Source organism: Klebsiella sp. RC2 (genome assembly GCF_014192815.1).
GTDB classification, from domain to species: Bacteria; Pseudomonadota; Gammaproteobacteria; order Enterobacterales; family Enterobacteriaceae; genus Klebsiella; species Klebsiella variicola.
In genome coordinates this window covers 411769-424948 of sequence record NZ_JACHYL010000002.1, presented here as the reverse complement: position 1 = coordinate 424948, position 13180 = coordinate 411769, and the positions used below count along the sequence as shown (strand labels likewise).

At 60.0% G+C, this 13180-nt stretch carries 13 protein-coding genes; 3 read left to right on the top strand and 10 right to left on the bottom strand.

Features of this window, described 5'->3' with window-relative positions:
• Positions 1 to 52: 52 nt before the first annotated feature.
• From tcuB to ybfF, 7 genes are all read right to left on the bottom strand, one after another.
• Positions 53 to 1192, bottom strand: a complete 1140-nt coding sequence (tcuB, locus tag FHW76_RS06920) for a tricarballylate utilization 4Fe-4S protein TcuB (RefSeq protein WP_117146565.1) — start codon at positions 1190 to 1192, stop codon at positions 53 to 55.
• Positions 1179 to 2582 carry an FAD-dependent tricarballylate dehydrogenase TcuA gene (gene tcuA, locus FHW76_RS06915; protein ID WP_023297229.1) on the bottom strand — a complete coding sequence of 468 codons (1404 nt, stop codon included), beginning with the start codon at positions 2580 to 2582 and terminating at the stop codon, positions 1179 to 1181. The genes tcuB and tcuA overlap by 14 nt, the downstream gene beginning before the upstream one ends.
• 97 nt (positions 2583 to 2679) lie before the next feature.
• Entirely contained in the window at positions 2680 to 3606 is a 927-nt protein-coding gene (gene tcuR / locus FHW76_RS06910) for a tricarballylate utilization LysR family transcriptional regulator TcuR (RefSeq protein WP_008805663.1), read from the bottom strand.
• Positions 3607 to 3733: 127 nt separating this feature from the next.
• Positions 3734 to 4186, bottom strand: a complete 453-nt coding sequence (gene fur, locus FHW76_RS06905) for a ferric iron uptake transcriptional regulator (RefSeq protein ID WP_002894761.1) — start codon at positions 4184 to 4186, stop codon at positions 3734 to 3736.
• 291 nt (positions 4187 to 4477) lie between these two features.
• Positions 4478 to 5008, bottom strand: a complete 531-nt coding sequence (gene fldA / locus FHW76_RS06900; protein ID WP_002894765.1) for a flavodoxin FldA — start codon at positions 5006 to 5008, stop codon at positions 4478 to 4480.
• Positions 5009 to 5159: 151 nt separating this feature from the next.
• Positions 5160 to 5453: a LexA regulated protein gene (gene ybfE, locus FHW76_RS06895; RefSeq protein WP_012542441.1), complete on the bottom strand. Its 294-nt coding sequence runs from the start codon at positions 5451 to 5453 to the stop codon at positions 5160 to 5162.
• Positions 5454 to 5586: 133 nt separating this feature from the next.
• Positions 5587 to 6360, bottom strand: a complete 774-nt coding sequence (gene ybfF / locus FHW76_RS06890) for an esterase (RefSeq protein ID WP_064142642.1) — start codon at positions 6358 to 6360, stop codon at positions 5587 to 5589.
• 183 nt (positions 6361 to 6543) lie between these two features.
• Here ybfF and seqA point away from each other — a divergent pair, with 183 nt between their 5' ends.
• Genes seqA through FHW76_RS06875 form a run of 3 tightly spaced genes read left to right on the top strand, consistent with a single transcriptional unit; the run spans position 6544 to position 9257 of the window.
• Positions 6544 to 7092, top strand: coding sequence for a replication initiation negative regulator SeqA (gene seqA / locus FHW76_RS06885; protein ID WP_012542439.1), 549 nt, complete (start codon positions 6544 to 6546; stop codon positions 7090 to 7092).
• Between the two features lie 32 nt (positions 7093 to 7124).
• On the top strand, positions 7125 to 8765 hold the full coding sequence (pgm, locus tag FHW76_RS06880) for a phosphoglucomutase (alpha-D-glucose-1,6-bisphosphate-dependent) (RefSeq protein WP_183476504.1): 1641 nt from the start codon (positions 7125 to 7127) through the stop codon (positions 8763 to 8765).
• 54 nt (positions 8766 to 8819) lie between these two features.
• The gene (locus FHW76_RS06875; protein WP_183476502.1) at positions 8820 to 9257 is read left to right on the top strand and encodes an arginine:ornithine antiporter; all 438 of its coding nucleotides are present in this window, start codon (positions 8820 to 8822) and stop codon (positions 9255 to 9257) included.
• On the opposite strand, the gene kdpE is transcribed toward FHW76_RS06875, so the two are convergent.
• The 3 genes from kdpE to kdpC are packed head-to-tail and all read right to left on the bottom strand — an operon-like array spanning position 9239 to position 13176.
• Positions 9239 to 9916: a two-component system response regulator KdpE gene (gene kdpE, locus FHW76_RS06870; protein ID WP_002894776.1), complete on the bottom strand. Its 678-nt coding sequence runs from the start codon at positions 9914 to 9916 to the stop codon at positions 9239 to 9241. The two genes, FHW76_RS06875 and kdpE, sit on opposite strands and share 19 nt — an antisense overlap.
• Positions 9913 to 12600, bottom strand: coding sequence for a two-component system sensor histidine kinase KdpD (gene kdpD / locus FHW76_RS06865; RefSeq protein ID WP_183476500.1), 2688 nt, complete (start codon positions 12598 to 12600; stop codon positions 9913 to 9915). Before kdpD ends, kdpE begins: the two co-directional genes overlap by 4 nt.
• Positions 12601 to 13176, bottom strand: a complete 576-nt coding sequence (gene kdpC, locus FHW76_RS06860) for a potassium-transporting ATPase subunit KdpC (RefSeq protein ID WP_012542436.1) — start codon at positions 13174 to 13176, stop codon at positions 12601 to 12603.
• Between the last annotated feature and the right edge of the window lie 4 nt (positions 13177 to 13180).

Sequence of the window (13180 nt, the reverse complement as noted above, 5' to 3'; positions counted from 1 at the left end):
GTGTGCTCTCCATTGTCTTTATCTTGTTTTTATAGAGGTAAGAGGGAGCGGGTTAGTCGCCTGCGACTGCCGCCTGTTTTCCGCGCCGCTTCTCAATTGCCCACTTGAGTAGCGCCGCACAGCGATAAAATCCGTGGGCAAATTTTCCGTAGGGAAGGGTTAAGAACAGGGCCATTACCACCCCGAGGTGAACAGCGAGCAAAATACCCATCCATGAGGTATCCCGTCCCGCCAGCAGCGCCAGGCCGGTGAAGCTGGTCAGCAGCAGTAGCAGGATAAAGCCGCGGTCCATCGGTTTTTGTCGTGTATCGCCGTGCAACGGCGACCGGCGCAGGTTTAGCCACAGCAGGCCAGCCGGCCCCACCAGCAGGCCGATGCCGCCAAGGGTCCCGAGGATCACGGGGACGCTGAAGAACGGGTAGGGGGCTTCCTGGCCGGCGAAATAGTGATAGCCCGTGGCCACCACGGTGGCGGCGAAGCAGAGCATAAAGCCGTAGAAGGTGAAGTGGTGGAAACGGCGGCGCATCAGCGTGAAGGCGTCATCGGCTTCGTTGCAGCCTTTGCCATGCCCGCCATCGAGATATTTCAGCGTCAACGCATCCTGTGAGGCCTTGGCGATATCAACCGCGTGCGGCTGGCCCGGGGAGATCTCGCGCCAGAAGCGGATCACCCCGGTCATCAGCAAGCCAAAGGCCAGCACGAAGACCGAGCCAAACATCCACGCCAGCAGGTTATGCGGGAATATCTGATAGAAATCGCCGGCCAGAGGAGAGTGAAGCAGCGAGCCTTTAAGCCCCATCGCCAGCAGCAGAAAGAAAATCAGTCCGCCGACCAGCGCCAGTACGGTGGTCACACCAGCCCGGCGGTACAGGCTGCCAAAGGCGGCGGGCTGGGCGTAATGCTGATAAGTTTCCAGCCGAACTTCGGCCATCGCCTTCGGCACGTTAATCGCGAATTCGTGCGGCGGCGCGTACTGACAGGCGTGCAGGCAGGCGCCGCAGTTATGACACAGGTTAGCCAGATAGTTAATATCTGCTTTGCCAAAGGCCAGGCGCTGGGTCATCGCCGGGAATACGGCGCAAAACCCTTCGCAGTAGCGGCAGGCGTTACATACCTGCATCACCCTTTCCACTTCCGCCTCCGGCTCGGTGATGATCTGCGCCTCAATGATCAGCTTCTCAAGCGACTTCATGGTGTTTCTCCTGCTGTGCCGCCCGGGCGGCTTGCTGGCCGGCAATGCGGCCGAAGGTGGTGCCGATCGACATCCCGACGCCGGCGGTATAGCCTTTGCCCAGCACGTTGCCAGCCATCATTTCCCCGGCGACAAACAGGTTGCGGCTGGGTTTACCGGCGAAGTGGACGGCGGCGGTGTCGTCGACGTAGAGCCCGAGGTAGGTGAAGGTGATCCCCGGACGTAAGGCATAGCCGTAGTAAGGCGGCGTATCGATAGGCCGCGCCCAGTGGGTCTTTGGCGGCGTCAGGCCGGCGGTGGCGCAGTTATCCAGGCGGGTATGATCGAACTGGCCTGGCGCGCAGGCGGCATTATAGTCGGCGATGGTTTGCGTAAAGCGTTCGCTGTCCAGGCCGAGCTGGCGGGCCAGCTCGGGAAGGGTGTTGGCCTGAGCGCCGGGAAAGACGGGCGGCATAAAGTGGCCGATGGCTTTGCTGTCGATGATCGAGTAACCGATTTGCCCGGGCTGGTGGGCGACCAGCCGGCCCCAGATGGCATAGCGTTTGGGCCAGAAATCTTCTCCTTCATCGTAAAAACGGTCGGCATCGCGGTTGACCACTATCCCCAGCGACACGCAGTCGACGCGGGTACAGATCCCGCCATCGTAGAGCGGCGCCCGGGCGTCAATGGCGACGCAGTGGGACTGCGAGGGATCGCCGATAATATCGGCCCCGGCGTCGATCATAAACTTGAGCAGCACTCCCTGGTTGAAGCGGGTGCCGCGGATGAGAAAGTTATCGGCGGGCCATTCACCGCGGTCATTTTGCCCCCAGGCCTCGCGCAGCCATTCGCGGTTGGATTCAAATCCGCCGGCGGCGAGGACGCAGCTTTTCGCAACAATCCGTTCCTCGCCCGCCAGCGCGGCGACAAATTCGCCGTTGCGCAGCTCGAGAGCCTGCACCGGCGTGTTGTAGCGGATCTGCACCCCCATCTGCTCCGCGCTGCGGTAATAGGCATTGACCAGCGCTTTGCCGCCGCCCATAAAAAAGGCGTTGGTGCGGGCTACGTGCAGGGCGCCGGAGAGCGGCGGCTGAAAGTTAACTCCGTGCTGGCGCATCCAGTCCCGGCATTGTGACGAGGTGCGGATCACCAGTCGGGCCAGCGCTTCGTTGGTATTCCCCTCGGTGACGCGCAGCAGATCCTGCCAGTACTCTTCTTCCGGGTAGCTGTCGACCAGCACGTCCTGCGGCGCATCGTGCATACAGCGCAGGTTACGCGTGTGCTGCGAGTTGCCGCCGCGCCACTCCCGCGGCGCCGCCTCCAGCAGCAGCACCGAGGCGCCAGCTTCCCGGGCGGTTAAGGCGGCGCATAGCGCGGCATTGCCGCCGCCAATCACCAGTACATCCACCATTATCGGCTCCCTTACAATTTAATTAATTGTTAAATTTGTAATGGGAATGTAGGTGGTAACAGCGGTGAGGCGCTATGGTGTAATGCTAAAGAGGGGTTTAGTGAGCGTAAAGGGTAGCACCCGGCCAGCGGTCAGACTCCACCAGCTGGCGCATGACTTTGCTGAGTATCACTCGAGCCGCAAGGCCTGCCGGAGTGAGTTCATCATCAGACAGACTGACCAGAAAGTTGGGGCGACTGAGTATCGGGTTGACGACGTCGATCACCCTCAGCGCCTGATGGTCGAGGTGGGAGATGGCGGCCCCGGGCTGCAGGGTGGCCCCCAGTCCGCTGCGCACGGCCTGCATCAGCAGGGCCAGACCGTCAATGTCCGCCACCACCTCAACGCTGAGATGATGCTGCTGGCAAACTGCCTCCAGCCTGCCGCGCAGGCCATGGCCCTGGCTTGGCATAATCAACGGCAGGGAGGTGAGCTGGTCAGGGGAGATGTGGTCCTCCTGCAGGGGGGCCAACAGCGCATGGGTGCCAATCAGGAACAGGCGTTCTTCCAGCACCGGTCTGGCGCTCCAGCGCAGGATCTTTTCCTGCTGGAAAACGATAGCTAAATCGAGCTGGCGGGTGTTGATCATCCGCTCCAGATTACCGGAGAGGCTTTCCACCAAATGCAGGCGCACGTCGGGATAGCTTTCGCGCATCGCATTGATGAACGGGACGCCGAGAACGGAGGCGGTGCTGGGGGCCATGCCGACGCTAACGTGGCCTGACAGGCGCGCCTCGCGGGCGGCGAGGATGGCATCATCGGCATGGCGCAGCGCCAGCTGTGCCTGCGAGTAGAAAGCGAGACCCGCGCTGGTGGGCGTGACCCCGCGGGAGGTCCGCTGCAGCAGGCGAATGGCCAGTTCGTTTTCCAGGCGTGCGATCTGCTGGCTGAGCGCCGAGACGCCGATATTAAGATCAAGCGCGGCGCGCCCCATGCTGCCGGTTTCAACAATGCGCACAAAATAGCGTAGCTGGCGAAGTTCCATATCAACTCTCCGGACAAAACGGGGACGCGGGAAGGTCACCTGTGGGACGAGAGCGGTAAGGGCAGCAGAGGCGCCCATAAAAAAGCCAACCGGCAGGTTGGCTTTTCAGTCTCAGCGAAGCGGGGAATTATTTTTCCACCGCGTCGTGGGCGTGTTCGTCCTCGCGGCAATCACCTTCCGCACAATGACCGTACAGATACAGACTGTGGTTGGTCAGGCGGATGCCGTGGCGGGAGGCAATTTCACGCTGGCGTAATTCGATCGAGTCATCGCTGAATTCGATCACTTTGCCGCAGTCGAGGCAAATCAGGTGATCGTGGTGATGCTGCTGGGTCAGTTCGAAAACGGATTTACCGCCTTCAAAATTATGACGAGTCACGATACCGGCATCATCAAACTGGTTGAGTACGCGGTAAACGGTCGCCAGACCGATCTCTTCGCCCATGTCGATCAGGCGTTTATATAAGTCTTCCGCACTGACATGATGGTTATCCGGTTCCTGCAGCACTTCAAGGATTTTCAGTCGAGGAAGTGTGACTTTCAGGCCAGCCTTCTTTAATGCGGTATTGTTGTCAGTCATGCGGAATCTGTCCTGTTGCTAAACGATCTACTTCCTTCAACGGAAGTCATACAGAAATTAACCCGACGTAATGCGTCTCATTATAGAACTGCCACTGGTAAATGAAAACTGCAAGCATCAGGCCTGGTTTGCTGTCAAAAACGAGGCACCAGCTACAAACTGCGTCACGTGCCTCGTAGAATCAGAGGACATTGTACAGATATGTGATTAAAAGTTAAAAACTTGTAGCTATTAGTTTGATTGCTTTTGTCTATTAATGCGACGCAACTCAATGATTGCGCCGCTTAATCATCAGGCGTTTTTGATTTCTTCGAGGTGCAGCTCTTCGGCAACCTGCTTCACCCATTTCTCAACGCGCTCGTTGGTCAGCTCCGGCTGGCGGTCTTCATCAATGGCGAGGCCGACGAAGTGGTCGTCATCCGCCAGGCCTTTGGAGGCCTCAAAATGATACCCGGCTGTCGGCCAGTGACCGACGATGGTCGCGCCGCGCGGCTCAATGATGTCGCGGATGGTGCCCAGCGCGTCACAGAAGTATTCTGCGTAGTCTTCCTGGTCGCCACAGCCGAACAGCGCCACCAGTTTACCATTGAAGTCGATCTCTTCCAGCGTCGGGAAGAAGTCGTCCCAGTCACACTGCGCTTCGCCGTAGTACCAGGTCGGGATACCGAGCAGCAGAATGTCGTGGGCTTCCAGGTCTTCTTTGCTGCTTTTGGCAATGTCGTGAACATCAGCAACATCTTTACCAAGCTGCTTTTGAATCATTTTTGCAATATTTTCGGTGTTGCCGGTGTCGCTGCCAAAAAAGATGCCGATGATTGCCATGAGTAAAATAACCTCTTGAAACTTAAATGATGTGGTAGGGACGCGATGCCCATAGATAACGGCAATCATAGCAGAACAGGCAAGGGCGCGGAAACAGCAATCACGCCCGACTGCACACTCTGCTACACGAATGCGGATTTTTCGCGGAAAGTTAGACTTTTCCCTGGCTGTGCAGGGCGCGCAATTGGGTCATCAGCATCTCTTCAATGAGATCGCTGCGGCTCATATTACGCGCTTCCGCCAGTTCATTGAGCGCATCGACCGCGTCGGCGTTGAGTTTTAACTCGACGCGCTTCAGCCCGCGAACCTTATCGCGTTTCAGCTGGTTACGTTTGTTGATGCGCAGTTGTTCATCGCGCGACAGCGGATTGGTTTTCGGTCTTCCCGGGCGACGCTCGTTTGCGAACAAATCTAATGTCGTACGGTCCGTTTGTTCTTTTGCCATGATTCTGAGTGACTTCGGGGAAACAAGCTGCCGGGCTCTAGCCGGCGCAGATAGCGCGCCATCATACATCAGGCGAACGGCTGCGCCAACGACCGCGGGCATTCTGCGGCGCGGTCGGGCATATTTTAGCCAATCAGGCGGCGATGCTCGTCAGATAGCGGCGGATGGCGCGTAACACCGCCTCGGGTTTCTCGGCATGCACCCAGTGTCCGGCGCCAGCGATGACGTGCGCCCGGGCCTGCGGGAACTGCGCCAGCAGCGCGTCGCGGTAGGCGTCGGTCACATAGGGCGAGTTGCCGCCGGGAATAAACTGCGTCGGGTGCGGCCAGGCCGGAATGGTTTCCCAGCCGACGATATGCGGGTACTGGTCCCACAGCACCGGCACGTTAAAGCGCCATTCGCCGTCGACAAAAGATTTCAGCAGGAACTGAATCACGCCCTCTTCCCGCAGATGCTCACGCATCACCTGCGCCGCCTGCTGGCGGCTGCTGGCGGAGGATTCGCTGACGGCGCGGATAGCGGCGAAGATCTCATCATGGCGGCGCACATGATAATCCACCGGCGCGATATCGATCGCCACCAGTCCGCTGATGCGTTCCGGCGCCAGGGCGGTCAACGCCATCACCGCTTTCCCGCCCATCGAATGGCCGATAAAGGTGGCGCGCTCGATCTGGTGCGCGTCGAGCGTATCAAGCAGATCCTGCGCCATGGCGGGGTAGGTCATCTCTGGCGATCGCGGCGACAAACCGTGGTTGCGCATATCGACCTGCACAATATCGTGGTCGGCGATCAGGTTGCGGGCGAGGATGCCCAGGTTGTCCAGGCTGCCAAACAGACCGTGGACCAGCACGATCGGGGAGTGGTTGTGCGGATTCTGTGCAGATTGCGCTCGGCTATTTAATTTCATGGCAAAGTTCTTTTTTTCGCTCCGTCGGGTTAGGGTATTATGTTGGACATTCTGCCATCCGGCTGCAAGACCCAGAAGTTTTCTGAGTTTTACCGCCATCCTGGTTTGACGCTATCCGCGGTTGGGATTTGTACTTATAATCCCAACGATTTGTATTCAGAAAAGATATCGCACTGGATTAAGATGAAAACAATTGAAGTTGATGATGAACTCTATCGCTATATTGCCAGCCACACTCTGCATATCGGCGAGAGCGCATCCGACATTTTACGGCGCATGCTGAAATTTTCCGCCGTTTCCCAACCGGCTACACCGGTCAGCAAAGCCGCGCCGGCACTGGCGCCAGCGCCTGCCGTGGAGGTGAAACCCGCTAACCCGGCGAAAGATAAAGTCCGCGCCATGCGCGAGCTGCTGTTATCTGATGAATACGCCGAGCAGAAGCGCGCGGTGAACCGTTTCATGCTGGTGTTGACGACCCTCTATTCTCTGGACAATAAAGCATTTGCCGAGGCGACTGAGTCTCTGCATGGCCGCACGCGCGTCTACTTCGCAGAAGATGCGCGTACGCTGCTGAAAAGCGGTAATCAGACCAAACCAAAACAGGTTCCTGGTACACCGTGGTGGGTTATCACTAATACCAATACCGGCCGTAAATGCAGCATGATTGAGCACATCATGCAGTCGATGCAGTTCCCTGCGGAGCTGATTGAAAAGGTTTGCGGCACGATCTAGCTTTTTAACATTTGCACCAGAAGGATCAGGCAATGGCAATCGATAAACGTGCGGGGCAGCCTGCGCAACAGAGTGATTTGATTAACGTCGCCCAACTGACTGCTCAGTACTACGTGCTGAAGCCTAAAGTCGGTAATGCGGAGCATGCGGTAAAATTCGGCACCTCTGGCCATCGCGGTAGCGCGGCGCGCCACAACTTCAACGAACCGCATATCCTGGCCATCGCCCAGGCCATTGCGGAAGATCGTGCGAAGAACGGGATCACCGGTCCGTGCTATGTCGGCAAAGATACCCACGCCCTTTCCGAGCCGGCGTTTATTTCGGTGCTGGAAGTGTTAACCGCCAACGGCGTTGACGTGATCGTGCAGGAAAACAACGGCTTCACTCCGACGCCGGCGGTCTCCAATGCGATTCTGGTGCATAACAAAAAAGGCGGTCCGCTGGCAGACGGCATTGTGATCACCCCGTCACACAACCCGCCGGAAGATGGTGGTATCAAGTACAACCCGCCAAACGGCGGCCCGGCTGATACCAACGTCACCAAAGTGGTGGAAAACCGCGCCAACGAACTGCTGGCCGCCGGCCTGCAGGGCGTGAAACGCATTTCTCTGGACGCGGCGCTGGCTTCTGGTCACGTTAAAGAACAGGATCTGGTGCAGCCGTTCATTGAAGGGCTGGCGGACATCGTCGACATGGCGGCGATCCAGAAAGCGGGCCTGACGCTGGGCGTCGATCCGCTGGGCGGGTCCGGTATCGAATACTGGAAACGCATTGGCGAACACTACAAGCTCAATCTGACCATTGTGAACGATCAGGTTGACCAGACCTTCCGCTTTATGCACCTCGATAAAGACGGCGCCATCCGTATGGACTGCTCCTCAGAGTGTGCGATGGCGGGCCTGCTGGCGCTGCGCGATAAGTTCGATCTGGCGTTTGCTAACGATCCGGATTACGACCGCCACGGGATTGTCACCCCAGCCGGGTTGATGAACCCGAACCACTACCTGGCGGTAGCGATCAACTACCTGTTCCAGCATCGTCCGCAGTGGGGCAAAGAGGTGGCGGTGGGGAAAACGCTGGTCTCCTCCGCGATGATTGACCGCGTGGTGAACGATCTGGGCCGCAAGCTGGTGGAAGTGCCGGTGGGCTTTAAATGGTTTGTCGACGGCCTGTTCGACGGCAGCTTCGGCTTCGGCGGCGAAGAGAGCGCCGGGGCCTCCTTCCTGCGCTTTGACGGCACGCCATGGTCCACCGATAAAGACGGCATCATCATGTGCCTGCTGGCGGCGGAAATCACCGCGGTGACCGGGAAAAACCCGCAGGAGCATTATAACGAACTGGCCGAACGCTTCGGTGCGCCGAGCTACAACCGTCTGCAGGCTTCCGCAACTTCCGCGCAGAAAGCGGCGCTGTCCAAGCTCTCTCCGGAAATGGTCAGCGCTGACACCCTGGCGGGCGATCCGATCACTGCTCGTCTGACCGCGGCGCCGGGCAACGGGGCGGCGATTGGCGGCCTGAAGGTGATGACCGACAACGGCTGGTTCGCGGCGCGTCCGTCAGGCACCGAAGACGCCTACAAGATCTACTGCGAAAGCTTCCTCGGCGAAGAGCATCGCAAGCTGATTGAAAAAGAAGCGGTAGAGATTGTCAGTGAAGTGCTGAAGAACGCGTAACCGCAGCCAAACATCAGGCCCCTTGTGGGCCTGATTTTTTTCGCAAGGATAGCGATGAAAATACAACGGAAGTCCCTGTTTTTATTCTGGGCGTGGATGGATCTCTTTTTCGTCCTGCAATTCTTATGGTGGAATATTGCCCACCGCCGCCTCCCTTTTTACGACGACCTGCTGGCTTATCTCCAGCTGCTGCATACTTACGGCTCTGGGGCGGTCTGGCTGTATCCGCTGAATGTTCTGCTGATTATCAGCATCCCGCTGTCGATGATCCTTTTTTTCCGTCAGAGCCGCTATGCGCTGTGGCTGGCCTGGGAGCAGGCGCCGCTCAGACTGGTGTTTATGCAGCCTTCGCTGTCGCTGGGTCTGTGGCTGATTCAGGCTGCCGGCGTCATGCATGTAGCGATCCTGGCCGGTTTTCTGCTGCTCTCTGAAGGGCTGAAAATCGCCAGCCTCTGGTACTGCAGAGGCGGGGCTCAGGGCATAAAGCGATAGCCAATGCCGGTTTCAGTCAGCAAATGCTGCGGCCGTGCCGGATCGGCCTCCAGCTTTTGTCGCAAATGACCCATATAGATCCGCAGATAGTGGCTGTGCTCCACGGCGTTAGGCCCCCACACCTGATTCAGCAACTGGCGCTGGGTAAGCACTTTGCCGGGATTATTCAACAGCGCCGCCAGCAGGCGAAACTCGATGGGCGTCAGGTGGATCTCTTCGCTGCCGCGCAGGATGCGGCGGGCGGGGATATTGACCTCCAGGTCAGCGAAGCGCACCACTGGCTCATCGGCCTGCGCCGCGCCGTGGCGACGCAGCGCGACGCGCAGGCGAGCCTGCAGCTCGCCGATGCCAAAGGGTTTACTTAAGTAGTCATCGGCGCCGGCATCCAGGGCGGCAATTTTGTCATGCTCTTCGCTACGCGCTGACAGGACGATAATCGGCATCTGGCTCCACTGACGCAGGTCGCGAATAAAATCAATGCCGTCACCATCCGGCAGGCCCAGATCGAGGATCGCGAGGTCGGGCTTACGGGTAGCGGCTTCAATCAGCCCACGCTGCAGGGTTTCCGCTTCAAATACGCGCATGCCGTCGGCTTCCAGCGCGGTGCGCAGAAAGCGTCGGATAGCGTGTTCGTCTTCGATAATCAGAACGTTAATCACAATTCCTCAGGTAGCTCTTCCAGTTCAGGGGGCGTTTCTCCCGGCAGTGTAACACGGAATGAGGCACCGCCCTCGGGCCGGTTGCTGGCGGAGATGGTCCCGCCGTGAACGTCGACGATGGCCTGACAGATGGCAAGGCCCAGCCCGACGCCAGGGATCGCCGACTCTTTGTTGCCGCGGGCGAATTTATCAAAGATAGCCTGTTCCTGGCCTGCCGGGATCCCCGGACCGTTATCCCATACCTCCAGCGACAGCTGCCGGGCGTCCGCTTCGGCGCGGATGCCGATGTTCGCCCGGGCGCCGGCATACTTATGGGCATTTTCCAGCAGGTTGATCAGCACCCGCTCGAACAGCGGCCCGTCGACATGCACCAGCTGGAGGGGATCGGGGAGATCCAACTGAATGTGCTGGCCGCCGAGGCTCGGTTCGAGCATGCGTAGCGCGCTGCCGAGCACTTCCTCCAGCGTCAGCCACTCCTTATGCAGATTAAAGCCGCCGGACTGGATCCGCGCCATATCCAGCAGATTGTTCACCAGACGGGTGGTGTTGAGCACATGCTGGCGAATTTCATTGGCCTGCGGAGCATGCTTTGAACCTTCGCTGGCCAGATCGAGGGTCAGAATTTCCGCCTGGCCAAACAGCACGGTCAGCGGAGTACGCAGATCGTGCGACAGGGCGGCGAGCAGCGAGTTACGCAGGCTTTCCCGCTCGCTGGTCAGCCGGGCCTGCTCTTCGCTGGCGGTCAGGGTGAGGCGCTCCAGGGCGCTGGCCACCAGCAGGGTAAAGGTCTCCAGCAACCGCTGCTGCTCCGGGATCATCAGCTGGCGCAGATTCTCCGGCTCCACCACCAATAGCCCCCAGGTGCGGGCGGCGCTCTTCAGCGGTAAAATTTGGTACGGCACGCCGGGCAGGGTATCGGTGCCGGCGCCGGCAGGCTGCCCCTTATCAAAGCTCCAGCGGGCGATGGCGTCATCCCATGGGGTCAGCCCTGGCTGGTGGGTTAAGGGCAGCAGTTTTCCCTGGGCGTCCGGCAGCAGCAACTGGCTGCGGGCCTGAAAGGTGGAGGCGATGAAGCGCTCGCTGGTGGTGGCGATATCCTGCTGGCTACGACCCACCGCCAGTGCTTTAGACATCTCATACAGGTGGCGGGTACGGCGTTCACGGTAGCGCGCCACCCGCGCCTGGTAGCGTACGCCAGCGGTGAGGTTACCGATAAGCAGGCCCACAGTGAGCATCACGCCGAAGGTGAGCAGATACTGGACATCTGACACCGCCAGCGTCCCGCGCGGGGCGACAAAAAACAGATCGAAGCTGATAACGTTGATCACCGTCGCCAGCACCGACGGCCAGCGGCCATAGACCAGGGCGATGATCACCACCCCCAGCAGATAGAGCATCACCAGGTTGGCGGCTTCGAAGGCCATCAACCACTGCATGGCCACCAGGGTAATGATGGCGCATAGCGCCACCGCCACCGCGCAGCCCTGCAGCTGCAGGCGCCACTTTTCCAGCGCCGTACGGCTGTCGTTGGCCCGGGCAGGGAGAGGGGACGGTTTTTCATCGAGGGCGATCACCACCAGATCGAGGTCCGGCGCATGGCGAGCCAGACGGTCGGCGAAGCCGCTGCGATCCCACCAGCGGCGTTTGCGCTGGCGGCCGATGACGATTTTGCCGAGGTTATGCTCGCGGGCGTAATGGAGGACCGCTTTCTCTTCCGACGGGTCGGAGAGGGTGGCGGTTTCGGCGCCCAGCTCCTGGGCCAGACGCAGCGCGGCGAGAATAGCCCGCCGCCGGGCTTCCGGCAGGCGGTGCAGGGAAGGGGTCTCGACATACACTGCATGCCAGACGCTGCCCAGGCGGGCGGCGAGCCGGGCGGCGGCGCGCACCAGCTTTTCGCTGCCGGTGTTGTGCCCGATACAGAGCAGGATCGCATCGCGGGTGTGCCAGACTTTCTCCTGGCCCTGGCGGTCGCGCCAGGCGCGCATCTGTTCATCGACGCGGTCGGCGGTGCGGCGCAGAGCCAGCTCGCGCAGCGCAATCAGATTGCCCTTGCGGAAAAAGTTTTCGATGGCGCGCTCGGCCTGGCCGCCGATATAGACTTTGCCCTCATTGAGCCGCTGGCGCAGATCGTCAGGGGGGAGGTCCACCAGCACCACGTCGTCCGCGGCGTCAAAGAAGGGGTCGGGAACGGTCTCCCGCACCTGCACGCCGGTGATCCCGCTGACGACGTCGTTCAGGCTTTCCAGATGCTGGACGTTGACGGTGGTAAAGACATCAATTCCGGCCTCCAGCAGTTCATCCACATCCTGCCAGCGCTTCGGATGGCGGGAGCCGGGCGCATTGCTGTGCGCCAGCTCATCCACCAGAATCAGCGCCGGACGGCGGGCGAGGGCGGCGTCGAGATCGAACTCATACACGTACCGCCCGCGATGAGCGAGCCGCCGCGGCGGCAGGGTGCTCAGGCCCTCCAGCATCGCAGCGGTCTCTTTTCGGCCGTGGGTCTCCGCCACGCCAATCAGAATATCCAGCCCCTGGGCGCGCAGCCGCTGCGCTTCCGCCAGCATCGCCCAGGTTTTCCCCACCCCGGCGCAGGCGCCGAAGAACACTTTCAGTTTGCCGCGATGCGGGGCGGCGGTGTGCTGCAGCAGGCGGTCAGGGTCCGGGCGCAGCGGCTCGTCACTCATTTACTTATCCTTCAGGGCATCCAGCGCCATATTGAGTTGCAGTATATTGACCACCGGCTGACCAAGGAAGCTCAGCAGCGGGGTTTGTGTGGCCTGGTTCACCAGCTGGCTTACCTGCTCAACGCTCAGCTGGCGCGCTTTAGCCACCCGGGGGACCTGCCACAGCGCGGCGGCCGGGGTCAGGTTGTTATCGAGACCGCTCGCCGAGGTGGTGACCAGCTCGACCGGCACCCGCGGGTCGGCGTCCGGGTTCGCGGCGCGCAGGGCCTGTACGCGCTCGCTCACCGCTTTATCCAGCGCCGGGTTGCTGGCGGCAAGGTTGCTGCCGCCTGACGCCATGGGATTATCCGCCGTCTCAGCGGTGGCCGACGGGCGGCCCTGGAAATAGCCTGCGGCAGTATAGTTCTGGCCAATCAGTCCGGAGCCGCGCACCTCACCGTTCAGGCGGATCAGCGAGCCGTTGGCCTGTGAGTTAAACCACCATTGTCCCAGGCTGGTGGTCAGCAGAGGATAGACGCCGCCGGTAAGCAGCGTTAACAGAATAAATAGCACAAGTGCTGGACGAATCAATGACATAGTT